This is a genomic window from Mesorhizobium sp. LCM 4576, from assembly GCF_001854815.1.
Classification (GTDB): Bacteria; Pseudomonadota; Alphaproteobacteria; order Rhizobiales; family Rhizobiaceae; genus Mesorhizobium; species Mesorhizobium plurifarium.
In genome coordinates this window covers 1-22619 of sequence record NZ_MDDT01000006.1, presented here as the reverse complement: position 1 = coordinate 22619, position 22619 = coordinate 1, and the positions used below count along the sequence as shown (strand labels likewise).

The 22619-nt window shown below is 62.7% G+C and carries 25 protein-coding genes, 4 tRNA genes and 1 pseudogene; 19 read left to right on the top strand and 11 right to left on the bottom strand.

Annotated features, from left to right (window positions below; genetic code table 11):
- Positions 1-235: 235 nt before the first annotated feature.
- The 5 genes and pseudogenes from LCM4576_RS02175 to LCM4576_RS02160 form a co-directional block, all read right to left on the bottom strand.
- On the bottom strand, positions 236-1789 hold the full coding sequence (locus LCM4576_RS02175) for a DEAD/DEAH box helicase (RefSeq protein WP_071030193.1): 1554 nt from the start codon (positions 1787-1789) through the stop codon (positions 236-238).
- A 190-nt stretch (positions 1790-1979) separates the two neighbouring features.
- A complete protein-coding gene (locus tag LCM4576_RS02170; RefSeq protein ID WP_071030191.1) occupies positions 1980-2753 on the bottom strand; it encodes an NAD kinase in 774 nt (257 codons plus the stop codon).
- Between the two features lie 427 nt (positions 2754-3180).
- A pseudogene (locus tag LCM4576_RS34405) lies at positions 3181-3330 on the bottom strand (MBL fold metallo-hydrolase); the annotation flags it as partial.
- 50 nt (positions 3331-3380) lie between these two features.
- Positions 3381-3986, bottom strand: coding sequence for a carbonic anhydrase (locus tag LCM4576_RS02165; RefSeq protein ID WP_071030189.1), 606 nt, complete (start codon positions 3984-3986; stop codon positions 3381-3383).
- Positions 3987-4097: 111 nt separating this feature from the next.
- The gene (locus tag LCM4576_RS02160) at positions 4098-4334 is read right to left on the bottom strand and encodes a hypothetical protein (RefSeq protein ID WP_131803206.1); all 237 of its coding nucleotides are present in this window, start codon (positions 4332-4334) and stop codon (positions 4098-4100) included.
- A gap of 108 nt (positions 4335-4442) precedes the next feature.
- Here LCM4576_RS02160 and LCM4576_RS02155 point away from each other — a divergent pair, with 108 nt between their 5' ends.
- The 3 genes from LCM4576_RS02155 (at position 4443) to LCM4576_RS02145 (ending at position 6276) form a co-directional block, all read left to right on the top strand.
- Complete coding sequence (locus LCM4576_RS02155; RefSeq protein WP_071030187.1) at positions 4443-5423, top strand: manganese catalase family protein; 981 nt, start codon at positions 4443-4445, stop codon at positions 5421-5423.
- Positions 5424-5428: 5 nt separating this feature from the next.
- The gene (locus LCM4576_RS02150; RefSeq protein WP_052457751.1) at positions 5429-5647 is read left to right on the top strand and encodes a DUF3606 domain-containing protein; all 219 of its coding nucleotides are present in this window, start codon (positions 5429-5431) and stop codon (positions 5645-5647) included.
- Between the two features lie 119 nt (positions 5648-5766).
- Positions 5767-6276, top strand: a complete 510-nt coding sequence (locus LCM4576_RS02145) for a ferritin-like domain-containing protein (protein WP_071030202.1) — start codon at positions 5767-5769, stop codon at positions 6274-6276.
- A gap of 511 nt (positions 6277-6787) precedes the next feature.
- Here LCM4576_RS02145 and LCM4576_RS02140 read toward each other — a convergent pair.
- Positions 6788-6863: transfer RNA gene (locus tag LCM4576_RS02140), tRNA-Thr, on the bottom strand.
- A gap of 151 nt (positions 6864-7014) precedes the next feature.
- Between LCM4576_RS02140 and LCM4576_RS35560 the strand changes: the two genes are divergently transcribed.
- From LCM4576_RS35560 to LCM4576_RS02130, 3 genes are all read left to right on the top strand, one after another.
- Positions 7015-7182, top strand: coding sequence for a hypothetical protein (locus LCM4576_RS35560; RefSeq protein WP_095767587.1), 168 nt, complete (start codon positions 7015-7017; stop codon positions 7180-7182).
- 166 nt (positions 7183-7348) lie between these two features.
- Positions 7349-7546 (top strand): hypothetical protein, encoded by a 198-nt coding sequence (locus LCM4576_RS02135; protein ID WP_041010644.1) that lies wholly within the window; start codon positions 7349-7351, stop codon positions 7544-7546.
- Positions 7547-7747: 201 nt separating this feature from the next.
- Positions 7748-8053 carry a BA14K family protein gene (locus LCM4576_RS02130; protein WP_041010643.1) on the top strand — a complete coding sequence of 102 codons (306 nt, stop codon included), beginning with the start codon at positions 7748-7750 and terminating at the stop codon, positions 8051-8053.
- Positions 8054-8138: 85 nt separating this feature from the next.
- Here the strand turns inward: LCM4576_RS02130 and LCM4576_RS02125 are convergent, their stop codons facing one another.
- Entirely contained in the window at positions 8139-8561 is a 423-nt protein-coding gene (locus LCM4576_RS02125; RefSeq protein ID WP_071030185.1) for a hypothetical protein, read from the bottom strand.
- 159 nt (positions 8562-8720) lie between these two features.
- On the opposite strand from LCM4576_RS02125, the gene LCM4576_RS02120 reads away from it, so the two are divergent.
- Entirely contained in the window at positions 8721-9080 is a 360-nt protein-coding gene (locus tag LCM4576_RS02120; RefSeq protein ID WP_071030183.1) for a hypothetical protein, read from the top strand.
- Here the strand turns inward: LCM4576_RS02120 and bhcR are convergent.
- The gene (gene bhcR / locus LCM4576_RS02115; protein ID WP_071030200.1) at positions 9077-9898 is read right to left on the bottom strand and encodes an HTH-type transcriptional regulator BhcR; all 822 of its coding nucleotides are present in this window, start codon (positions 9896-9898) and stop codon (positions 9077-9079) included. The two genes, LCM4576_RS02120 and bhcR, sit on opposite strands and share 4 nt — an antisense overlap.
- A 203-nt stretch (positions 9899-10101) precedes the next feature.
- On the opposite strand from bhcR, the gene gcl reads away from it, so the two are divergent.
- The 3 genes from gcl to LCM4576_RS02100 all read left to right on the top strand — a co-directional run bounded on the left by gcl (position 10102) and on the right by LCM4576_RS02100 (position 13739).
- Positions 10102-11883, top strand: coding sequence for a glyoxylate carboligase (gcl, locus tag LCM4576_RS02110; RefSeq protein ID WP_071030180.1), 1782 nt, complete (start codon positions 10102-10104; stop codon positions 11881-11883).
- Between the two features lie 38 nt (positions 11884-11921).
- On the top strand, positions 11922-12719 hold the full coding sequence (gene otnI, locus LCM4576_RS02105) for a 2-oxo-tetronate isomerase (protein WP_071030178.1): 798 nt from the start codon (positions 11922-11924) through the stop codon (positions 12717-12719).
- A gap of 105 nt (positions 12720-12824) precedes the next feature.
- Positions 12825-13739: a 2-hydroxy-3-oxopropionate reductase gene (locus tag LCM4576_RS02100; protein ID WP_071030176.1), complete on the top strand. Its 915-nt coding sequence runs from the start codon at positions 12825-12827 to the stop codon at positions 13737-13739.
- 118 nt (positions 13740-13857) lie between these two features.
- Here the strand turns inward: LCM4576_RS02100 and LCM4576_RS02095 are convergent, their stop codons facing one another.
- Positions 13858-14718 carry an RNA methyltransferase gene (locus LCM4576_RS02095; protein WP_071030173.1) on the bottom strand — a complete coding sequence of 287 codons (861 nt, stop codon included), beginning with the start codon at positions 14716-14718 and terminating at the stop codon, positions 13858-13860.
- A 198-nt stretch (positions 14719-14916) separates the two neighbouring features.
- Here LCM4576_RS02095 and LCM4576_RS02090 point away from each other — a divergent pair.
- Both LCM4576_RS02090 and LCM4576_RS02085 read left to right on the top strand, forming a co-directional pair.
- Positions 14917-15001: transfer RNA gene (locus LCM4576_RS02090), tRNA-Tyr, on the top strand.
- An 89-nt stretch (positions 15002-15090) separates the two neighbouring features.
- Positions 15091-15164: transfer RNA gene (locus LCM4576_RS02085), tRNA-Gly, on the top strand.
- An 80-nt stretch (positions 15165-15244) separates the two neighbouring features.
- On the opposite strand, the gene LCM4576_RS02080 is transcribed toward LCM4576_RS02085, so the two are convergent.
- Positions 15245-15700, bottom strand: a complete 456-nt coding sequence (locus tag LCM4576_RS02080; RefSeq protein ID WP_071030171.1) for a YidB family protein — start codon at positions 15698-15700, stop codon at positions 15245-15247.
- A gap of 129 nt (positions 15701-15829) precedes the next feature.
- On the opposite strand from LCM4576_RS02080, the gene LCM4576_RS02075 reads away from it, so the two are divergent.
- Both LCM4576_RS02075 and LCM4576_RS02070 read left to right on the top strand, forming a co-directional pair.
- Complete coding sequence (locus LCM4576_RS02075) at positions 15830-16087, top strand: GlsB/YeaQ/YmgE family stress response membrane protein (RefSeq protein WP_071030169.1); 258 nt, start codon at positions 15830-15832, stop codon at positions 16085-16087.
- A 117-nt stretch (positions 16088-16204) separates the two neighbouring features.
- Positions 16205-17035 carry a sulfotransferase family 2 domain-containing protein gene (locus LCM4576_RS02070; protein WP_071030167.1) on the top strand — a complete coding sequence of 277 codons (831 nt, stop codon included), beginning with the start codon at positions 16205-16207 and terminating at the stop codon, positions 17033-17035.
- Here the strand turns inward: LCM4576_RS02070 and LCM4576_RS02065 are convergent.
- Positions 17032-17919 (bottom strand): DMT family transporter, encoded by an 888-nt coding sequence (locus tag LCM4576_RS02065; protein WP_071030197.1) that lies wholly within the window; start codon positions 17917-17919, stop codon positions 17032-17034. The two genes, LCM4576_RS02070 and LCM4576_RS02065, sit on opposite strands and share 4 nt — an antisense overlap.
- A gap of 228 nt (positions 17920-18147) precedes the next feature.
- Here LCM4576_RS02065 and tuf point away from each other — a divergent pair, with 228 nt between their 5' ends.
- The 5 genes from tuf to secE all read left to right on the top strand — a co-directional run bounded on the left by tuf (position 18148) and on the right by secE (position 22552).
- Positions 18148-19323 carry an elongation factor Tu gene (gene tuf / locus LCM4576_RS02060; protein ID WP_040983039.1) on the top strand — a complete coding sequence of 392 codons (1176 nt, stop codon included), beginning with the start codon at positions 18148-18150 and terminating at the stop codon, positions 19321-19323.
- Positions 19324-19602: 279 nt separating this feature from the next.
- Positions 19603-21156 carry a hypothetical protein gene (locus tag LCM4576_RS02055; RefSeq protein ID WP_071030195.1) on the top strand — a complete coding sequence of 518 codons (1554 nt, stop codon included), beginning with the start codon at positions 19603-19605 and terminating at the stop codon, positions 21154-21156.
- A 145-nt stretch (positions 21157-21301) separates the two neighbouring features.
- Positions 21302-21787, top strand: a complete 486-nt coding sequence (locus tag LCM4576_RS02050; RefSeq protein ID WP_040983065.1) for a group II truncated hemoglobin — start codon at positions 21302-21304, stop codon at positions 21785-21787.
- A 135-nt stretch (positions 21788-21922) separates the two neighbouring features.
- A tRNA-Trp gene (locus tag LCM4576_RS02045) sits at positions 21923-21998 on the top strand.
- A 350-nt stretch (positions 21999-22348) separates the two neighbouring features.
- Positions 22349-22552 (top strand): preprotein translocase subunit SecE, encoded by a 204-nt coding sequence (gene secE / locus LCM4576_RS02040; protein ID WP_027170383.1) that lies wholly within the window; start codon positions 22349-22351, stop codon positions 22550-22552.
- Positions 22553-22619 lie beyond the last annotated feature (67 nt).

The window sequence follows — 22619 nt, the reverse complement described above, 5'->3', positions numbered from 1 at the left end:
ATTCCAAGGGAATTCGTCCACTACGACCTGCATGCCTGGCTGTTCAGGGACAATCCGAACGGCATGTTCACCCCGACCAACCCGAAGGTGACGTGCAACAAGGCCGATTTCCCGATGCTGGAGAAGCCTACCAAGATGATGCCGGGACCGATGTAGGGCAGGGCGGGCAAGACAGCTTAAAAGGAAACGGCCCCGGACGGGGCCGTTTTCATTTCTGCCTGGACTGGCGGAAGCTTCAGACCTTCGCGACGATCCGCATGAAGGCCGGCACGTCGTCGCCAAAGCCGACGGTCGCGTCGTCTTCCTCCTGACGGTGGCGGCCGGGGCGGTCGCGCTGCGGCCGGGCATCGCCGCGCTGCTCGTGACGATTGCCGGAGCCCTTGCGCTCGTTCTCGGAACGGATCGCATCTTTGCGGGCGCGGCGTTCGGCAATATCGGCCACTTCGGCGACAGGCTGCTCGTCGCGCGCGGCCTCGGGTGTCTCGTCGCGCTTGGCGTGACGGTCCTTCTTGCGCTCGCCGCGTTCTTTGCGATCGTCCTTGCGGTCCTCGTCCTTGCGGCCGGCCCGGCGCGGCGCGCCGCGGCCACGGCGCGGCGCATCCTCGCCCTCGCTTTCGGTCACGGTCGACAGGTCGCCGTCATGCCATTCGATCTTGGTGCCGATCAGCCTCTCGATGGCGTCGACATATTTGGTGTCGGCGCGCGTGGCGATGGTGAAGGACTTGCCCGCGCGTCCGGCGCGGCCGGTGCGGCCGATGCGGTGGACATAGTCCTCGGCATGAATCGGCACGTCGTAGTTGAAGACGTGGCTGACATCGGGGATGTCGAGGCCACGCGCGGCGACGTCGGAGGCGACGAGATAGCGCAGCTTGCCGTCGCGGAAATTGTTGAGCATCTGCATGCGCGCGCGCTGGTCCATGTCGCCATGCAGGGCGCCGGCATCGAAATCATGCTTCAGCAGCGAGCGGAACAGTTCCGACACCTCGACCTTGCGGTTGCAGAAGATGATGGCGTTCTTCAGGTCGGCGTCTTCGGCCTTGATCAGATTGCGCAGCGTCTCGCGCTTTTCCCATGGCTTCGTGCCGGACTTCACCAGGCGCTGYGTGATGYTGGTCGCGGTGGACGCAGCCTTCGAGACCTCGACGCGCACCGGCGCATGCWGGAATTTCTCGGTGAGCTTGGTGATCTCCGGGGGCATCGTCGCCGAGAAGAACAGCGTCTGGCGCGTGAACGGGATCATCTCGCAAATGCGCTCGATGTCGGGAATGAAACCCATGTCGAGCATGCGGTCGGCCTCGTCGATGACGAGGATCTCCACGCCGTTGAGCAGAAGCTTGCCGCGCTCGCGATGGTCGAGCAGGCGGCCGGGCGTCGCGATCAGCACGTCGGCGCCGCGCTCGAGCTTCTTGTCCTGTTCGTCGAACGAGACGCCGCCGATCAGAAGCGCGATGTTGAGCTTGTGGTTCTTGCCGTATTTGATGAAGTTTTCCTCAACCTGAGCCGCCAGCTCGCGCGTCGGCTCGAGGATCAGCGTGCGGGGCATGCGGGCTCGCGCCCGGCCCTTTTCCAGCCGCGTCAGCATCGGCAGCACGAAGGAAGCGGTCTTGCCGGTTCCGGTCTGGGCGATGCCCAGCACGTCCTTGCCGAGCAACGCATGCGGGATGGCGCCGGCCTGGATCGGAGTCGGCTTGGTGTAGCCGGCATCTGAGACTGCGGAGAGGACTTTCGGCGACAGGCCGAGGTCCGAAAAGGTCAACGCTTCTTGAGCGGTCGTGGTGTCTGAGGACAAGTGTTTGATGTCTTTGGCTGGTTCGGGAAATCGCAACGCGCGCTGCGGCAGGCGCCGCGCACCTGCAAGATTGCGGTTGCAGTTAGGCGCAAGTCCGCGATTTGTCAACAGAAACAGCCGGGAATCGCGGTGATTGTGAAGACGTAACCTTAATCGCGATGCTTAATCGAAACAATCTCGTTTCGCCGGCTCAGTAGCGGAACTGCTCTGCAAGGATACGTTCGTTCCAGGAATGGTTCGGATCGAACAGTAAAGTTGCAGTCGCTGTCGGCGATTCCCGCACGGTGACGGAGGCCACCGCCTTGACCTCGGTATGGTCGGCGGCGGCGTTCACCGGGCGCTTTTCGGCTTCCAGGATGTCGAAGCGCACCGTCGCCTTGTTGGAGAGCAGCGCGCCCCGCCAGCGGCGCGGCCGGAATGGGCTGACCGGCGTCAGCGCCAGCAGCGGCGCGTCGAGCGGCAGGATCGGCCCGTGCGCCGACAGATTGTAGGCGGTTGAGCCGGCGGGCGTCGCGATCATCACGCCGTCGCAGTTCAGCTCCTCCAGCCGCACCTGGCCGTCGACAGTGATGCGGATCTTCGCGGTCTGGTAGGACTGGCGCCACAGCGCCACCTCGTTGATGGCCGGCGCCGAAACGGATTCGCCGTCATGCGTCACGGCGACCATTTCCAGCGGCCTGATCGTCTCGGAGGCCGCGTTGGYGATGCGCTCCTCGAGCCCGCCGGCGCGATATTCGTTCATCAGGAAGCCAATGGTGCCACGGTTCATGCCGTAGACCTTCTTGCCCGTGCTCATCGTCTCGCGCAGCGTCTGCAAAAGAAAACCGTCGCCGCCGAGCGCAATGATGATCTCGGCCTCCGCGACGGGCACCTGCCCATAGCGCGCCGACAGGCTTTCCCGCGCGGCGCGGGCGTCATCAGTGTCGGAAGAGACGAAGGCGAAACGACTGGCGGCTTTGCTCATGGCTCCCGGAGGGCGACCGTCTGCAGGGCCGCGCCGGGGACGGCGTAGCATGCGCCGCCCGTATCTGTGAAGGGTGCTGGGCGGCCGGCGGTCCACCCGACAATCGCGCTTCGTGACAGGCGCGACATGAATGTGATGGCCGCAATGGTTAAGACGAGGCTTAAACACTCGTAAAGCCGGATCGATCATGTTAGCCGACAGTGGATGGGTTAGCGGGGGCTGGCCAGTCGAGAGACCTGTCTATTGCCGGTAACGCGTCTGATCATAGTCTTCCTGATGATGGGAAGTTTCGCGCTGATGTTCGCCGAACTCGTGCGTCATTCGGAAGAGATGAGCCAGCGGCCGCAGCCGACGGCTTCCCGTTGCGGGGACGCCACGGGAACACCTTGCCCGCAAAGGGCGCTGTAGGCCTAACTTTTCCGCTCGCTCAACCACCTTGCAGGTGACAGCCCGGCTTGTGCCTGCCCGCGACATATTCGTCGATGAGTTGCCGGTAGCGCACCTCGCCGAAGCTTGGAAAGTGGCCGCCATGCACGACCGAGACCTCGAGGTCGCGCATGGCTAGCAGCGTCCCGACGACTATCCGTGCAGGCCAATCGCGCCGGGATCGGCCAAGAAACTTGCGGTTCAGCCTTTAGGATTCAGCGGAGGCACGCTGCATTTAAGGTCCGAGATCAATCCATCGGTCAATCCGTAGACCCAGCCGTGAATCCGCACGCGCTTGCCGCGCTTCCAAGCCCACTGCACGATGGGCGTGCGCTCAAGCCGCGCAACCTGGTTGCGCGTGCTCATCTCGCAAACGACCTTCAGGCGTGACGTCAGGTCGGGGACGCGGTCGAGTTCGTCCTTGTTCTGCTCGGCAACATCGCGAATGGGCTGCAGCCAATGGTCGATGATGCCGTGCCGTTCTCCGTCCAGCGCGGCCCGGATGCCGCCGCAACCATAATGGCCGCAGACGATGACGTGTGACACCTCCAGCACGTCGATCGCGTACTCGAGCACCGACAGCAGGTTCAGGTCGCTTGGATGAACAAGGTTCGCCACATTGCGGTGGACGAAGACCTCTCCCGGTTCCAGACCCGTGATCGTGTTGGCCGGCACCCTGCTGTCCGAACAGCCGATCCAGAGGTATTGCGGTCGCTGAAGGTTGGAGAGCCGTTCGAAATAGTGGGGGTCTTCGCGGCGGCGTTCCTCCGACCAGGCCCGGTTTTTCTCAAACAGGTCATTCAGCACGTCATCACCTCGACTCCAGAGCGGCTTTCGCCGCTAGTGCGCATTTGCCTACGCTGCTCGCGTCGGAAGAGCCACGTCTTTCCGCCGTCGCCTAGAAAGCGGCGAATCCGGTCACCCTCCGGACGCCCTGCGCAGCAGCCTTGAGAGATGCGCCCGGTGCAACATCTGCAAATCTTCGAGCAATGCCAGGAACGCCTTCGCTCCATCGGCAGGCTTGCCCGCGGCTTCTAACCCGGCAATGAGTGAATGCTGGCGGGCTATGTGCAACTCGCCATGGCGGACGTGCCGTTCCGCCATCCTGATGTCATCGGCGAGCGCCATTGGCAAAAACATCGCCGGGTTCTTCAATGTTCCTTGGCAGCCCCGCGCGGGAGGCACCGAAGCAGTCACGTGCCGTGATGGAACATTCCTCCTAGGGAGGTGTTTGGGGGGCGCCCCAACCCTGGAGAATTTGCAATGTTCATGCACAACAAGCGACTGCAGTACACCGTCCGCGTTTCCGAGCCGAACCCGCGTTTAGCGTGCATGATCATGGAGCAATTTGGCGGCGCCGATGGCGAGCTCGCCGCCGCGATGCGCTATTTCACGCAAGGCCTGGGCGAGGACGATATGGGCCGCAAAGACATGTTGCTCGATATCGCCACCGAAGAACTCAGCCACCTCGAAGTGGTCGGTTCGATCGTCACAATGCTCAACAAAGGTCTTAAGGCACAGCTGGCCGAGGGGCAGATGAAGGAAGCCGAGCTCTATCTGATGGTCGGTGCCAGCGGCACGACAGCCAAGGAATCGATCTTGTTCGGCGGCGCGCCCGCATTGTGCGATTCCGCCGGCGTGTCCTGGACTGCCGCCTATGTCGATTCGCGCGGCGAGCCTACCGTCGACCTGCGCTCGAACATTGCGGCCGAGGCGCGTGCCAAGATCGTCTACGAGCGGCTGATCAACATCACCGACGATCCGGGCGTTAAGGACGCGCTCGGCTTTTTGATGACGCGCGAGATCGCGCATCAAAAATCATTCGAGAAAGCGCTGTACGCCATCGAGCACAACTTCCCGACCGGCAAGCTCCCCGGCGTTGAGAAATTTGCGAGCATGTACGTCAACACCTCCCAGGGCGAAGGGGATACCAACGGGCCGTGGAACTCGGGAGATGAATGGGATCGCGTGGACGATCTGGAGGAAGTTATGCCGGCGGATGGCGGCGACGGGACGGCAACGGTCAAGCTGGCGGCCAAGGACATGAAAGTGGTCGCCAAGATGGGCGAGCGGACGCTTTCGGATCCCGCTTCCGACCCGACTACAGGCGCGGACATAGGCGCCGGTCCTGGGGCCGGACGGACCAAGAATGGGGATATGGGCGGAGCCGCCAACATCAACGAGGCTCCGGCGCAGGCGGAAGCGGCTGCCAGGAAGAAAACATCGAAGGCGAAGTCCCGGTAAGCTCAATGGCAGACGACAGTGCCGAGCATGTTTTTCGCAATCCGAACCGTGTTTCGGCGGATGAAGCCTATGAAGTCGGCTACTTTGCAGGCGTGAATGGCATCACGGAAGACCAGGTACGCGCGCTGATCAAATTGCACGGCGAGGATGTCGTGGTTCTCGTCATTGAAGCACGGAAGCTTAGGGAACCCGAACAGCATCCTTTGCCGTCCGTTCCGCTTTAGGGCCAAGGCGCGTCCGGCCTCTAACGCCGGTCTTCGCCCCGCCGGCGTTCTGGGCGGCCTTGGGGAACAAACAGCAGGTTCTGTTGTTCGGGGCCGGCGACGAAAAAGGAGAGACTGCAATGCCTGAGTCACGCGAATGGCTTATCCAGTGGCTGAGGGACGCTCACGCCATGGAAGAGCAAGCCGAGACGATGCTCTCCGGGCAACTGAGCCGGCTCGACAGTTACCCGGATCTTAGCGAGCGTATACGAATCCACCTCGACGAAACCAAGGAACAGGCTCGGCGCTTGCAAGTCTGTCTCGATGGTTTGGACGAGGGTTCCTCAACCCTCAAGGATGCTGGCGGCAAGCTGGCGGCGATGGCGCAATCGATCAGTGGTGTCTTCGCCGGCGACGAAGTGATGAAAGGCTCTCTTGCCAGCTACACCTTCGAGCATATGGAGATAGCTTCGTATGCGATCCTGATAGCGGCGGCCAATGAACTGGGTGAAGCCGAGATCGCACGCGTGTGCGAGCAGAACCTGCGCGAGGAGGAAGCCATGGCGGAGTGGCTGAAGAACAATCTTGCTCAGGTCGCGGCGACGTTTCTTACTCGCGCCGAAGCTGACAGCGACGCAGCGAAGCGCTAATCTATCGGCTTCCAGTATGCGCGGGGATGGACGCCATGGCATGCTTCGACGATAACCCAAGGCATCGTGGCCCTGGTGTCGGATATCAGGCTGGGCAACGGGCCCACGGAATGGGATGTCGCGCGCCACGTAGAAGAGTCAGTCCAGACCTTCCCGTGATTTATATGAGCGGTGACGGCGCGGTCGACTGGGCATCCATGGGGGTCCCCAACAGCATCATGATCGCCAAGCCCTGTGTGATGCAGCAGATCATCGTAGCCCTGGCAACCTTGCTTAACAGTGGGGGTCCTTTTCCGCGTATCTGATCGACGTGGCTGGCCTTGTGGCACGCTGTGAGGTGCGCCACGTGCCCTGAAAGAACGGTCGGATTCGTGCGAAAACACCGCAACAGAGCGTCTTTCTCTTGCACATATCCTTACACAATCGCCCGGTACACGTGCCGCTGGCTGATAATCACGATTGAGAGCATGTCAGATTATGACTGTAAAACAGGGACTTACATTCAGAAGGATGGTGCCCCCGGCAGGGATCGAACCCGCGACCTTCGGTTTACAAAACCGCTGCTCTACCAGCTGAGCTACAAGGGCACGGCGCTCCGGTAGCATATTTCGTGCGCCAGTAAAGACAAAACTCCGTTTCGGTTCGCTAATGGACGCCGTGGCTTGGCCGGCATGCTGAAAAGCGGAGCGCCGCTTCCTACATGCTGTTCAGGTGCAATCGCATCGAACGGGGTGCCGCATGATCAGATTCGTCATCATCCTGCCGCTCATCGTCGTGACCTGGCTTCTGCTGGTGAAGGTCGTCAGCGATCTGAAGAAGGCCAATATCGACTGGACCGGCGTCGCCACTTTCGTCGGCTTCATCGTGCTGGCCTTCTGGTTGAGGCATGTCACGGGGATGGGGTGAAAAGAGTGAGTGGGGATTAGGCAGTAGGCAGTGGTAAAACTTCAATCTCCCTACTGCCTATTCCCTACTGCCTAATCCCTCAAACCTTCGAACCTTTTGCCGCTTCGCCACGACTGATCTCCCGAGAGGCGAATGGTCGCCTCGATCAAGGATCCAGGAGATCATCATGTTGAAGCGTACCCTTACCTCAGGCCTCGTCGCCGTCTTCGTCGCCACCGGCGCGCTGGCCGCCACGGTCGAAACGTCCTCGGCTCACGGCAACCACCACCATCATCATCACCACAAGCATCACAAGAACTTCTGGTGGTGGCACAACCATCATCACAAGCATCACCACCACGGCAAGGTGATCATCTTCCTCTGACGAGAAGACCATTTGCCTTCGAAGGGCGGCTCTCGGGCCGCCCTTTTTTCGTTCCGGGCGACCAGCAGCCGGAGGCGGGGGAAAAGCCCGAAGAATCGTCGACGAAAAATTTCAAAAAAAACTTCGAACCATTTTCCGACTGGCGGCGACCCATGATCAAGAGGCGGATGGTTCGCCTCTCCATTGAAACAGGAGATCGTCATGTTCAAGCGCACCATCGTTTCCGGCCTCATCGCCACCACCGTCGCCGCCGCCACGCTGGCCGGCACCGTCCAACCTTCGGCCGCCCACGGCCATCATCACCGCGAACTCGGCATCGGCATCGCAGCCGGCGTCGGCGGCTTCGTTCTCGGCAGCCTGCTCGCCCAGCAGCCCCGAACCGTCTATGTCGAGGACGATGGCTACGACTCGATCCACGTCCGCCGCTGCTATGCGCGCTATGCCAGCTACGACGAGCGCACCGACACCTATATGAGCTACGACGGCCCGCGCTATTGCAGGCTCTAGGAGGGAGCAAGATCAACGACAGGAAAGAGGGGCTGCACGCGGCCCCTTTTCTTGCGTTTGACCGTTAGCGGATTCGCCAGATGGGTTAATTGGAAGCGGACTTCGCCTCCGGCATCGCCAATCCCGCCGCCTTACAGGCGCCGCTGACCGAAACGTCGTTTATCGCGACGAGTTCGAAGTTGTTTCCGGCATCGGGATAGATCTTGCCGATGAAAGGCTCGGTGCCGCCGGGAGAGCCCTTGTCGTCCACATAGCCGCACACCACGATCTCGTGGCGACTGTCCAATGTGCGCTCTCCGGCAAGCATCGATCCGAACTTTGCGGCAATGGGGTTCTTCAGATGCTGGCGGACGCCGGCGGTGATGATCTCCTCCAGGGCCAGTGAAATCGGAATGGGATCGACGCGCGGGTTGCCGCTGGGTGCAGCGATCGGCTCGACCGGCGCCGGTGCCGCCGCCACGCAGCCGCAAAGGGAAGCGACGGATAGGAGGAAAACTGTTTTCCGCATCCCGTGCCCTTTCGCACGCATGCCAACGCCCCGGCAAGACGGTCAAGTCCGGCGTTCGGCCTGCCTATGCCCCGGTCGGCCTTCGCCAGGCAACCAGCGATGTACAGCGATTTTGCAAGCGTTTAGGCTGGCTTCCGCGCCAAACGAGGGGAGGGTGGCATGAACGAGCAGGATCCCAGGGAAGAACGGGTCGAACCGGTTTTCCGCAACGGCACCATCACCATCGTCGGCATCCTGCTTGCGTTTTCGCTAGGCTTCATCACCCATTGGGCGGYCAACCCGATCCCATGGCAGACCTACCATCTGATTGCCGTGCTGCCGATCCTGGTCGGCATTGCACTGCAGATCCGGGCGCTTGCCATTCTGCTCGACATCAAATCCCTGCAGCGGAGCATTCATGACCGCGCCAGTCGGATATTCATCGCCGGCCTCATCTTGGCGGCCTGTGGCGTCGGACTGGCCATCCTGCTCGATTTCTTCGACATATCGGCCAAGAGCGCGTTGCCGGGCGCGTCCTAATAAGCTTTCACGCCGCCGATCATCTTCGTCACCTCGACCGCGGCCTCGCGCACCAGCGGACCGATCTCGGCCAGTCGCTCGGGCGTGACCCGAACCGTCGGGCCGGACACCGAAACGCCGCCGATCGGCTCGCCATATTCGTTGAAGATGGCGGCGGCCACGCAGCGCATGCCGGGATGGCGTTCCTCGTCGTCCACCGACCAGCCGCGATGCTTGATGGTCGCCAGATCGTGGGCGAGCGCAGAGATATCTGAGAGCGTCTTGTCGGTGTAGCGCTGCAGGCCCGCCTTGCGCAGGATGGCGGCGACCCGTTCCGGCTCGAGATGCGCCAGGACGGCCTTGCCGATACCGGATGCATGGAAGGGGCTGCGCGTACCCGGCCGGAAGAAGGCGCGGATCGCCTGGTGCGTCTCGACCTGGCTGACAAAGACGACGCAATCGTCCTCGGCGAAGCCGAGATTGGCCGTCTCGCCGGTCTTCTCCATCAGTTCCTGCATGACGATGCGCGCGCGGTCGACCAGCTTGCGCCGGCGCAGGAAGGCCGCACCCATGCGGTAGGTCTCGACGCCGACGGACCAGAGCTGGTCGGTCGTATCGAACTCGACCATGCCGTGGTTCTCCAGCGTCGTCAGCATGCGATAGGCGGTGGACGCGGCAATGCCGCTTTGCGCCGCGATTTCACTCAGCGACAGGCCGCTGGCCTCGGCGACGATGGCCAGGATCCGCAGCGCCCGGTCGAGCGACTGCACCGACGCCGCTTCGGACGGACCATTGAAGGCGCGCGGCCGGCCGCGTTGGCGTTTTTCCGTCGTTTCCATGCCCGTCATTCTCGCCGATCTGATGCCGGATGCAATGAAAAACTTTTTCAGTCGTTGCTGCGATAGTTTTTCTGGAAAACGAAAAGTGAAGTGAAATCAGTGGATAAAAGCCATTTTCTAGAAATGAAAAAATATTCTGAAAAAATTGAAAAATCAAAGGCGCGCTGGCACTATCAAGCCAACCAACGAAATGGAGGCTTGTCATGGCCAGGATGCGCGCTGTCGACGCGGCGGTTCTCGTTCTCGAAAAGGAAGGCATCACCAATGCCTTCGGCGTGCCGGGCGCGGCAATTAACCCGCTCTATTCGGCGCTGAAGGCGCGCGGCACCATCCGCCATGTGCTCGCCCGCCATGTCGAGGGGGCCTCGCATATGGCCGAAGGCTACACGCGGGCCAAGGCCGGCAATATCGGGCTCTGCATCGGCACGTCCGGCCCGGCCGGCACCGATATGATCACCGGCCTTTATTCGGCCTCGGCGGATTCGATCCCGATCCTCTGCATCACCGGACAAGCGCCGCGCGCGCGCCTCAACAAGGAGGATTTCCAGGCCGTCGACATCGCTTCGATCGCCTCGCCCGTCGCCAAATGGGCGGTCACCGTCATGGAGCCCTATCTGGTTCCGATGGCGCTACAGAAGGCGTTCCACCTGATGCGCTCCTCGCGCCCGGGTCCGGTGCTCGTCGACCTGCCCATCGACGTCCAGCTTGCGGAGATCGAGTTCGACATCGACGCCTATGAACCGTTGGCTCCGTTCAAACCGGCAATGACGCGCGCCCAGGCCGAGAAGGCGCTGGCGATGCTCAACGAGGCGGAAAGGCCGCTGATCGTCGCCGGCGGGGGCATTATCAATGCAGACGCTTCCGATTTGCTGATCGAGTTCGCCGAAGTCACCGGTGTGCCGGTCATCCCGACGCTGATGGGCTGGGGTTCGATCCCCGACGACCACCGGCTGATGGCGGGCATGTGCGGCCTGCAGACCTCGCACCGCTATGGCAATGCGACGATGCTTGCCGCCGACTTCGTCTTCGGCATCGGCAACCGCTGGGCCAACCGCCACACCGGCTCGGTCGATGTGTACACGAAGGGGAAAAAATTCATCCATGTCGACATCGAGCCCACTCAGATAGGCCGCGTCTTCGCGCCGGATCTCGGCGTGGTCTCGGATGCGGGCGCCGCTCTGAAGATCCTGCTCGATGTCGCCACCGAATGGCGCACGGCCGGCAAGCTGCGTGACTGGTCGGGCTGGGCCAAGGAATGCCAGCAGCGCAAGAAGACCATGAAGCGCAAGACGCATTTCGAGCAGGTGCCGCTGAAGCCGCAGCGCGTATACGAGGAGATGAACAAGGCCTTTGCCCGCGACACCACCTATGTCACCACGATCGGCCTGTCGCAGATCGCCGGCGCGCAGTTCCTGCATGTCTACAAGCCGCGTAACTGGATCAATTGCGGTCAGGCCGGCCCGCTCGGCTGGACGCTGCCGGCAGCGCTCGGCGTGCGCGCCGCCGATCCGGACYGGGATATCGTCGCGCTCTCCGGCGACTACGACTTCCAGTTCATGATCGAGGAAATGGCCGTCGGTGCGCAGCACAAGCTGCCTTACATCCATGTCGTCGTGAACAATGCCTATCTCGGCCTCATCCGCCAGGCGCAGCGCGGCTTTTCGATGGACTACGAGGTGAGCCTGGCCTTCGAGAACGTCAATCGTGCCGGCGATCCCGAGGCCGGCTACGGCGTCGACCATGTCGCGGTCGCCGAGGCCATGGGCTGCAAGGCGGTCCGCGTGAAGAAGCCCGAGGAATTCGCCGGCGCCTTCAAGGAAGCGCAGCGGCTGATGAAGGAGCACCAGGTGCCGGTCGTGCTGGAATTCATCCTCGAGCGCGTCACCAACATTTCCATGGGTACGGAAATCGACAAGATCACCGAGTTCGAGGAGCTTGCCGAACGCAACGAGGATGCGCCGACGGCCATCATGATGTTGGATTAGGCAACCCTGGGCAGGCAGAAAAAGAAGGAGAAAAAGGAATGCCGCGTTTTTCAGCCAATCTTTCGATGCTCTTCGGCGAGCATGATTTCCTCGACCGTTTCGATGCCGCCGCCCGCGTGGGCTTCAAGGGCGTCGAATATATCGGCCCCTATGATCATGCGCCGGACGTCGTCGCGGCGCGCCTGAAGAAGAACGGCCTCAGCCAGGTTCTCTTCAACCTGCCGGCCGGCGATTGGGGCAAGGGCGAGCGCGGCATTGCCGTCTTGCCGGACCGGGTGCCGGAATTCCGGCAGGGCGTCGCCAAGGCGATCACCTACGCGCATGCGCTGGGCTGCGAGCAGATCAACTGCTTGGCCGRCATCGCGCCGCAGGGCGCTGACCGCGTCGTTTTGGAAAACGTCTTTGCCGAGAATCTCGCCTTCGCGGCGGAGAAGCTGGAGCAGGCCGGCATCAGGCTGCTGATCGAGCCGATCAACACGCGTGACATCCCCGGCTTCTTCCTGAACTATTCCGACCAGGCGCTGGCGCTGATCGACCGCATCGGCTCGAAGAACCTCTATTTGCAGTACGACATCTACCACATGCAGATCATGGAGGGGGATCTCGCCCGTACCATCGAAGCGAACCTTCCCCGCATCGCGCATATCCAGCTTGCGGACAATCCCGGCCGTCACGAGCCGGGGACGGGCGAGATCAACTATCCCTTCCTCTACGACCACATCGACCGCCTCGGCTATGCCGGCTGGATCGGCGCCGAATACAAGCCGAAGGCCGGCACGGAGGCCGGATTGGGTTGGTTCACGGAGTTTGCCGGGCAGGGGAGCGCGGCGGCTTAAGAGCCGGCGCTCGAACTGCCAATCTCCCCCAAGAGGGGGAGATGTCCGGCAGGACAGAGAGGGGCGCGAAGGAACGCGACCTCGATAAATTGACGGAGATACAAAATGGAAACCATCGGTTTCATCGGCCTCGGCATCATGGGCGCGCCGATGGCGGGGCATCTTCTCGACGCCGGCTACAAKGTCGTCGCCAGCGACCATCGATCGAAGGCGCCCGCCGATCTCGTCGCCAAGGGGCTGAAGACGGTGACCGGCAACGACGCCGTGGCCAAGGCCGCCGACATCATCATCACCATGGTGCCGGACACGCCTCAGGTCGCGGACGTTCTCTTCGGCGAGAACGGCGTCGCCTCTGGTCTGTCCAAGGGCAAGCTCGTCATCGACATGAGCTCGATCTCGCCGATCGCCACCAAGGAATTCGCCAAAAAGATCAACGATCTCGGCTGCGGCTATCTCGACGCGCCGGTGTCGGGCGGCGAGGTCGGCRCCAAGGCGGCGTCGCTCACCATCATGGTCGGCGGCGAGGAAAAGGCGTTCGAGCGCGCCAGGCCGATCTTCGAGAAGATGGGCAAGAACATCACCCTGGTCGGCCCGAACGGCGTCGGCCAGACCACCAAGGTCGCCAACCAGATCGTTGTCGCCCTCACCATCGAAGCGGTCGGCGAAGCCCTGGTTTTCGCCTCGAAGGCCGGCGCCGATCCTGCAAAAGTCAGGCAGGCGCTGATGGGCGGGCTCGCCGCCTCGCGCATCCTCGAAGTGCATGGCGAGCGCATGATCAAGCGCACCTTCGCCCCGGGCTTCCGCATCGAGCTGCATCAGAAGGATCTCAACCTGGCGCTGGAAGGCGCGAAGGCGCTCGGCGTGTCCCTCCCCAACACCTCGACCACGCAGCAACTCTTCAATTCCTGCGCCGCTAATGGCGGCGGCAAGGAGGATCACTCGGCGCTGGTCAGGGCGCTGGAGCGGATGGCGGCGCATGAGGTCAGCGGGGAGGCGCAAGCCGAAGGCAAGGCGGCTTAGGTTAGGAGACGGCGGCTCAACGTTCCCACGCCGCCTGCTCTTTTCCTATCAGAGAACGGGTTCCTGCGTTTCGCCGCGGGAGCCCGTTTTTCGCTTCGAAGCTATCGTCGACCCGCGCTCAGCTGCGCTTCAGGAATGCGTTCGCAGCGTAAAGGCTGACCGCCGCCGCGTTCGACACGTTGAGCGAGTGGATAGCGCCTGGCATATCGAGCCGTGCCAGCGCGGTCACCGTCTCGCGGGTCTTCTGCCGCAGGCCCTTGCCTTCCGCGCCCAGCACGAGCGCGATTTTCTCGCCGTCGAAGGTCTTCTCGAGCTCCGCCGGTCCTTCCGAATCGAGCCCGATGGTCTGGAAGCCGGCCTCGTGCAACTGCCCTAGCGCATCGGCGAGGTTCTTCACCTCGATCTGGTCGATATGCTCCAGCRCGCCGGACGCGGATTTCGCCAGCACGCCCGAGTCCTGCGGGCTGTGGCGCGCCGTGGTGATCAGCGCGCCGGCGCCGAAGGCAACCGCGGAGCGCAGGATCGCGCCGACATTGTGCGGATCCGTCACCTGGTCGAGCACCAGCACCAGCTTTGTGTCGCCGAGCGCGTCGAGGCGCTTCGGCTTCAGCGGCTCGGCCTCGATCAGCACGCCCTGGTGCACCGCGTCCGATCCGGTGATCTTGTCGATGTCCTTCGGCTCGACCAGTTCGGCCATGAAGGGCAGGGCGGCGAGATCGGGAATCGACAGCCGCTCCGCCGCGTTGCGGGTCACCAGCATCTTCCTGATCTTGCGCCGCGGATTGTCGAGCGCGGCCCGCACCGTGTGCAGGCCGTAAAGCCGCACCAGCCCGTCGCCGGGCGCTTCGCCCGGCGGCACTGGCTGGCGCGGCCGGAATGCCGGCGCGCCGCCCGCCTTCTGGTCGCGGTGCGYGCGCCTCAGCTTCGCGTAGTGGGTGTCCTTGCGCGTGCCGGGCTTGTTGCTTTTCTCGTCGCTCATGCGGCCTCTATAGCGGTCCCGACCGGCTAAGGATACGGCTTGCGGCAATGAATGCCGGACATCCTCGAAAAACCCTCGCCGCGCCGGTTGACACCTACCGGCCTTGCCGCCATAAGGCGCTTCGCTGATTTCGGAGAAGATCTTACTCGGGCTCCGGATCGGCAGAAATGCCTCGTTGCATGGCTCCGGCGGCAGACTGGAGAGGTGCCCGAGTGGTTAAAGGGGACGGACTGTAAATCCGTTGGCTTAGCCTACGTTGGTTCGAATCCAACCCTCTCCACCACTGCCGGCCCGGAAGCCCTGAACGAACAAGAGTCTCGGACCGAAAGTGCATGGCGCTTTTCGGGTGAATCCGGTACTTCAGTGCAAGGCGCGGGTATAGCTCAGTGGTAGAGCAGCAGCCTTCCAAGCTGAATATGCGGGTTCGATTCCCGCTACCCGCTCCAGATTTCTTCTTCGCATGCTCCAAAGAAAACGCCGCGCACCGTGGCGCGCAGCGTCTTCCTTTCATCCAGCCGTTTAGCTGTTAGCTGTTGAAAGCCGAAGCGACCTGATGGTTTTGCGGCACCTGGCCGTTCGGCGTCAGCTTGTCGATGATGCCGGGCAGCGCCGTGGAGAGCTGCTGCAGCAGTTCCTGCTCGTTGAGGCCGGTGCGCTGCGCGATCTCGCGGATCACCGCCGGCCCGAGCGCCGAGCCGAGATCACCCGGGTTGATCGGCTGGTTCTGGCCGGTGCCGACCCAGGAATCGGCGACGTTGCCGTGACCGGCGTCCTTCAGCTTGTCGAGCAGGCCGCCRAGGCCGCCGAGCAGGCCGCCATCGGCCGACGCATCGGTTCCCGCGGGCGTCGGCGCCGGCGCTTGCGGCGCGGCCGCTTCCTCGCTTCTGCCGCTCAGCATCTTGCCGACCAAAAGCGCGCCGAGCGCGATCATCAGGGGTTTGGTGATGTTGCCGCCCGGAACGGCGTTGTCAAAAAGGCCCATAACGGATCTCCTTATCCAGCCAAGTCCGCCCGGCCCCACAATGGCGCAAACGGGCGGAATTTCAAGCTGTCTTGAGCTTTTGACAATCATATGAACATGATGGGCCGGCGGGGAAATTTGGAGGGAATTATGGGCATTATCAGCTGGATCATTCTCGGCATCGTCGCCGGCTTCATCGGCAGCAAGATCGTCAACAAGACCGGCCAGGGCATGATCATGGATATCGTGCTCGGCATCGTCGGCGCCATTGTCGGCGGCGTCATCTTCAGCGCCTTCGGCGCCTCGGGTGTCACCGGCCTCAACATCTGGAGCCTGATCGTGGCCGTCATCGGCTCGGTCGTCGTGCTGTGGGCCTATCACCAGATTTCCGGCAAGYGCACGCTGTAAGGAACCAATGCGCGGCAGCCGAAGGACTGCCGCCGATGGACTTTCGAGGGCCGGCCGCGCGGAGCGCGCCGTGGCCGGCTGGTTTGCTTTGGATCGTCGGGGCGGGGCAGTTCGGCAATGGCGGTGCAGATCGAAGGGCTTGCCGTTACCTATTATCCAATCCCGAAAAGCGGCACCAGCAGCGTCAAATACGCGCTCATGGCGCTCGGCGATAAACACGCCGCGCTTGCCGCGGACCCCGACAACGAGGTCCACAGCCACCTGGCGACAAGCTGGGTCGATCCTTTCGCGCCGGTCTATGATGGGATGGGTGGCAAGTTCACCATCGTCCGCGATCCGCTTGAGCGGCTTTTATCCGCCTATTCCAGCAGGATAGTGGACACCAACGTCCTGACCCGACCCTCGGCAAAGGCCGAAATGCTCGCGAGCTTCGGGCTGCCGCTCGATCCGGATCCCGATACTTTTATCCTGAATGTCGAGAAATACAGCGCATGCTCATGGGAGATCCGGTTCCACGTCGCCTCGCCGCGCCATTTCGTCGGCTCCAGCCTGTTCCTGTTCGAGCATGTCTTCAGGTTCGAGGAGATGGACAAGGTCGCGGTTTTCCTGTCCTCCGTCAGCGGCAAAACAGTCGGCATGCCCCGCTTGCAGGCGAGCCGAAAAAAGGTCAGTCCGTCGGATCTGTCACCGGCCGCTCTGTCGAAAGCCATGCGCTTCTGCCGCTATGACTATGGCTTTCTGGTCGATTATTACGATCCAGCGAGATGGGGCGGCATCCCTGATGGCGACCCCGCCGAAACCTCGACGCTGCATGTCAACGGCGATCCCACGGCGCTGCGCGACGGCCGCCTCGTCTATCCRCGAACGCTGCGCAACTTCATCGATTTCTTGGCGCAGCGCCCGCTGAAAAGAAAGGTAAGCGCGCCGGGGCGATGCGGTAACGGCTAGGCGACCATCGCCAACCGGCGCTTTCTTTCGTCGAGCGAGACGATCGCCAGGCCGCTGGCCATCACCAAAAGGATGCCGCAGACGGCGAGCGCGTTGGGAAACTGTCCGAACACCAGCAGGCCCGAAATGACCGCCCAGACCGTGAAGCAGTAGTAGAAGGGCGCGACCGCGCTTGTCGGCCCGACCCGGTACGCCATGAAGATGAAGAAATGGCCGAAGATCAGGAACAGGCCCGCGCCGGCGATCAGCAACAGATGGCGCCCCTGAGGCATCACCCATTGCTCCGTCGCCAGATGCGCCGCGCCTGAACCGGCCAGCACCACCACGACCGCGGAGATGGCGACGATCATGCCCGGCACCTCGGCGCCCACTTTGCGGCCGGCTATATCGCGCACCGCCGCGAAGGCGGCATTGCCGAGCGCCAGCAGCGCGTAGACCGAAATGCCCTGCATGGTCGGCTGCGCCACCATCAGCGCTCCGACAAAGCCAAGGCCGATCAGCGCCATGCGCGTGGCGCCGATCTTTTCGCCGAACAGCATCGCGGAGCCGACCAGCACGATGAGCGGCGTGATCTGCCCGAGCGCGGTGGAATCCGCGATCTGCATGTTCGCCAGGGCAACGACGTAGCAGAGGATCGCCAAGAGCTCGAACAGGTTGCGGCGCAGCACCTTGCGCTCGAAGAGCAGCGGGATCTGCCTGGCATAGCCAAGCATCAGAAGCAGCGGCACGCCCCACAGCGTCGCGGCAGCGCCCCGCAGCAAGAGCACTTCGTACGGCGGCAGCCMGGTGGTCGCGAGCTTCATCAGCGTGTCGTTGACGAGATAGGATCCCGTCGAGACGATCATGAACAGCGGGCCGCGGATATGGGATGGAATGAACTGCATGCGGCCGACAAGATCAGAGCGGCGTCGCGGCGGCAATGGGCCAGCTCAGCGCCTTTGATTTTACCCACGGCAGCCMTATATCCGCTCCACATCTCCCTGAAATCGACCGTTGGTTCGGGTCGAGCGGGAATCCGCTCAGCCACAAGGCACTTGTGTTTTTCGGCCGTTGTCGCTAATCGCCCCGCATTCGACTGAACTGAAGGTCAAGGCCGTCCAAGGAAAGAGACTATGGCAAAAGGTAAATTCGAGCGCACCAAGCCGCATGTGAACATTGGCACGATCGGTCACGTCGATCATGGCAAGACGTCGCTGACGGCGGCGATCACGAAGTATTTTGGCGAATACAAGCGCTATGACCAGATCGACGCGGCCCCGGAAGAGAAGGCACGCGGCATCACGATCTCGACGGCGCATGTCGAGTATGAGACGGCCAACCGTCACTACGCCCATGTCGACTGCCCCGGCCACGCCGACTATGTGAAGAACATGATCACGGGTGCCGCGCAGATGGACGGCGCGATCCTGGTCGTGTCGGCCGCCGACGGCCCGATGCCGCAGACCCGCGAGCACATCCTGCTTGCCCGCCAGGTCGGCGTGCCCTCGATCGTTGTGTTCTTGAACAAGGTCGACCAGGTCGACGACGCCGAGCTGCTCGAGCTGGTCGAGCTCGAGGTTCGCGAGCTTCTGTCGAAGAACGAGTTCCCCGGCGACGACATTCCGATCGTCAAGGGTTCGGCGCTGGCGGCGCTGGAGGATTCCAACAAGACCATCGGCGAGGACGCCATCCGTGAGCTGATGGCTCAGGTCGACGCCTACATCCCGACGCCTGTTCGTCCGCTGGACAAGCCGTTCCTGATGCCGATCGAGGACGTGTTCTCGATCTCGGGCCGCGGCACGGTGGTGACCGGCCGCGTCGAGCGCGGCGTGGTCAAGGTCGGCGAGGAACTGGAGATCGTCGGCATCCGTCCGACCGCCAAGACGACCTGCACGGGCGTTGAAATGTTCCGCAAGCTGCTCGACCAGGGTCAGGCCGGCGACAACATCGGCGCGCTCTTGCGCGGCATCGACCGCGAGGGTGTCGAGCGCGGCCAGGTTCTGGCCAAGCCGGGTTCGGTGAAGCCGCACAAGAAGTTCGTGGCCGAAGCCTACATCCTGACCAAGGACGAGGGCGGCCGTCACACGCCGTTCTTCACCAACTACCGTCCGCAGTTCTACTTCCGCACGACCGACGTGACGGGCATCGTGACGCTGCCGGCCGGCACCGAGATGGTGATGCCCGGCGACAACATCACCGTCGACGTCGAGCTGATCGTGCCGATCGCGATGGAAGAGAAGCTGCGCTTCGCCATCCGTGAAGGCGGCCGCACCGTCGGTGCCGGCATCGTCGTCACCATCAAGGAATAATCGATCCGGCACTTGCCGGTTCGACAAGGAAAGGGCGGCCTTCGGGCCGCCCTTTCGCTTTGGAGGCTGTATTGCTCGCCCTTTCCAATTCTGTTGCAAGCATCGTCGCCCCAACTAGTATGGGTTGTATTCTTGGGGTTGCCAGACGTGGTTTCGACATTCCGTTCAAAGACCATACGGTGTTGGCGCGGGTTGCTTCGGCTGGGATTGGCCGCTGCCGCAGGGCTGGCCGCCCTCAGTGCCGCCGCGAAGGAAACGCCGCCGGACTACGGCCCGACGATGCGCTTCGTCGTCGTGCGCAGCAGCGCGCCGGGCTGCGAGCCGAACTGCCCGGAATGGATTTCCGCCGAAGGCACGATCGAGGCCGGCACGCCGGCGCTGCTGAAACGCCTGCTGAAGACGCTCGGCGGGCGGCAATTGCCGATCGTCGTCAATTCACCCGGCGGCAATGTCGATGCCTCGCTGCAGCTTGGCCGCATGGTCCGCAAGAACAAGCTCGATATCGCGGTCGGCATCACCGAGTTTTCCGGYTGCTCGCCGGGGATGAAGAATTGCCGTGACAATGACGCCAAGGGCCAGCCCTATTTGGGCGTCGCCCACGACAGCGGCGYGATGTGCAATTCGGCCTGTCCGCTGATGTTTGCCGGCGGCATCCGCCGCGTGGTCGGCGAATGGGCCTATCTCGGTGTCCATCAGATCACGACCACCTACCAGCGCGAGAAGCTGCTCTACCGCACGACCTATCGTATCGTGAACGGCAAGAAGAAGATCATCAGCACCAGGGTTGTCAGTCGCAGGAATGCCGGCAGCTACAAGACCTATGAGATGAGCAAGGCGGTCGAGAAGCGGCTGTCGGCCTATCTGAAGGAGATGGGCGTCGAGCAGGGCGTGCTCAGCGTGATGAAGGTGACGCCTGCCAGCGACATCAGGCAGATCGAGCCCGACGACATGCTGGAGATGAAGCTCGTCACCAGCCCCGATTCTCTCGATTTGCTGACCGAGGGCACCATTTGCCGGCGTCAGCCGGCGCCGACGAATTGTCGCGAGATCCCGGCGAACGCCGCGCCGGCTGCGGTCGCGGCACTTGGGGCCGAGCCTTCTCCCATTGCTCCGGTTCCCACTGCCCCGGTTCCCGCGCCAGCGCAGCAGGCCCACGAACAGGAGATGCGCTTCGTTGTTGTTCGCGGCAGCAATCCGCTTTGCAATCCCGACTGTCCGGAATGGATTTCGGCGGAAGGCACGATCGCGGCAGGCACCGCCGACGAGCTGCGCCAACTGCTCGATACGATCCGGGAGCGCCGGTTGCCTGTCATAATCAACTCGCCCGGCGGCGACGTGCAGGCGGCACTTGCCGCGGGCCGGCTGATCCGTGAGCGCAAGCTGGATGTTGCGGTCGCGCGAACGGATTTTCTCGATTGCGATCCGGGCGCGGCGGGGTGCGTCGCACCCGACGGCCTCCATACCGGCCTCACCATCGATGCAGGCGCCGAATGCGACGCGGCTTGCGCGGTGATGATCGCCGGCGGCGTCCGGCGCCTAGTGGGCGCCGATGCGCGTTTCCTGGTGCATTCCATGGGTATGGAAGACAAGGTCAGGGCGTATCTTGACGAGATGGGGATCGGCTCGGGCTTTTTCGCCGCCATGCAGTCGGCCGAATATGCCAAGCACAGGGAACTCAGCCGGGACGAGCTGAAGACGTTCGGACTGACGACCGGGCCGCAGTCGGTGGACGCGCTGACCGGCGCCACCATTTGCAGATCCGCGCCCAGGCCGGAGAATTGCCGGGGCCTTCCGGCCACCGATGCCGAGGCGAAGGCGCCAGCGAAGCTGTAGAGCGATTCCAGGAAGAGTGTTTACGGTTTTCCGTCCGGAATTGCGTAAACAAGGAGATAGCGCGCACTGGCCATTGAGGCAGGTTGAGCCGGGCAGGGCGCTGCCGCTATCCTGCCGGTGCTGCATGCACAGTGGAGGAGCGGCGATGCGCGAGGACATCCCGACTTTATATGAATGGGCCGGCGGCAGCGAGGCGCTGAACCGGCTGACCCGGACCTTTTATGACAAGGTGGCTGCGGATCCGATCGTCGGTCCGGTGTTCGAACACATGTCGCCGGATCACCCGGCGCATGTCGCCGCCTTCATCGGCGAGGTCTTTGGCGGGCCGAAGACCTACAGCGAGAAGCATGGCGGCCATCGCGAGATGGTGATGCATCACCTTGGCAAGCACCTGACCGAGGAACAGCGGCGCCGCTGGATCAATCTCCTTGCCGATGCTGCGGATGAGATCGGCCTGCCGGACGACCCCGAATTCCGCTCCGCCTTCATGGGTTATGTCGAGTGGGGATCGCGGCTGGCGAAGATGAACTCGAATCTGGGCGAGACCTGCGATCCCGAGACCGAGCCGATGCCGGCCTGGGGCTGGGGTGTGCCGGGCGGACCTTATAAGCCGCCGGCCGGGAAATCGTAAGCGCCTGCGCGCCCGCGATCGATTGCCGGCCTATCTGCATCCAGATTTCTGACAAAGCCTCCAAAACGGCATCGGAGTGCTCTTTACAGAGTGCCCGGAAGCTTTTAGGAAGCGCCTGCGCCGAACAGCGCATGCACGGGCATAGCTCAGTTGGTAGAGCGGCGGTCTCCAAAACCGCAGGTCGTAGGTTCGAGCCCTGCTGCCCGTGCCATCTCCTCGAAAGTGGCCGATCGAAGCCTCCGCGGTTGAAAATCGGCGGGTGGCTTGCCATATGGGGAAAATTGGGGCATAAGCCCCGCATAGCCGGGACGGGACGACTGGATGGTTCCGAGGCGGCGCTAGGGCATAAAGCGGACCTTGCCACTTGCGTGGATTAAGAATCGGTTTTATGTAGACAAGACAGACACGCGACGCGTGGAGCTGGGAAGCCGGCTTTACGCGTCTGATTTGCGTGGGTGAAATAGCGGCGCTGATTCGCGCCGCATAGAGCCCAGGCGGCACGTCCCGGCCAGCGGGATCATCCAGGAGGCCCGGCCAACGGGTCTTGAAAACAGGCGGCACATGGCTTCGAAAACCACTAATCCCTTCACCTTTCTCCAGCAGGTCCGCGCGGAGACGGCCAAGGTGACATGGCCTTCGCGGCGCGAAACCATGATCTCGACCGTGATGGTCCTGGTGTTCGCGGTGATCGCGATGCTGTTCTTCTTCGCTGCCGATATTCTGATGGGCTATGCGATCGAGTGGATCCTGGGTCTCGGGCATTAATTCGGCGGTTTACGGAGAGGTCGTGAAATGACTGCGCGGTGGTATATCGTCCACGCCTATTCGAACT

Excerpts from the sequence above, each read along its gene's own strand:
- LCM4576_RS02155 (WP_071030187.1), top strand. The coding sequence starts at position 4,443 with ATGTTCATGCACAACAAGCGACTGCAGTACACCGTCCGCGTTTCCGAG.
- LCM4576_RS02150 (WP_052457751.1), top strand. The coding sequence starts at position 5,429 with ATGGCAGACGACAGTGCCGAGCATGTTTTTCGCAATCCGAACCGTGTT.
- LCM4576_RS02145 (WP_071030202.1), top strand. The coding sequence starts at position 5,767 with ATGCCTGAGTCACGCGAATGGCTTATCCAGTGGCTGAGGGACGCTCAC.
- LCM4576_RS35560 (WP_095767587.1), top strand. The coding sequence starts at position 7,015 with ATGATCAGATTCGTCATCATCCTGCCGCTCATCGTCGTGACCTGGCTT.
- LCM4576_RS02135 (WP_041010644.1), top strand. The coding sequence starts at position 7,349 with ATGTTGAAGCGTACCCTTACCTCAGGCCTCGTCGCCGTCTTCGTCGCC.
- LCM4576_RS02130 (WP_041010643.1), top strand. The coding sequence starts at position 7,748 with ATGTTCAAGCGCACCATCGTTTCCGGCCTCATCGCCACCACCGTCGCC.
- LCM4576_RS02125 (WP_071030185.1), bottom strand. The coding sequence starts at position 8,561 with ATGCGGAAAACAGTTTTCCTCCTATCCGTCGCTTCCCTTTGCGGCTGC.
- bhcR (WP_071030200.1), bottom strand. The coding sequence starts at position 9,898 with ATGGAAACGACGGAAAAACGCCAACGCGGCCGGCCGCGCGCCTTCAAT.
- tuf (WP_040983039.1), top strand. The coding sequence starts at position 18,148 with ATGGCAAAAGGTAAATTCGAGCGCACCAAGCCGCATGTGAACATTGGC.
- LCM4576_RS02050 (WP_040983065.1), top strand. The coding sequence starts at position 21,302 with ATGCGCGAGGACATCCCGACTTTATATGAATGGGCCGGCGGCAGCGAG.
- secE (WP_027170383.1), top strand. The coding sequence starts at position 22,349 with ATGGCTTCGAAAACCACTAATCCCTTCACCTTTCTCCAGCAGGTCCGC.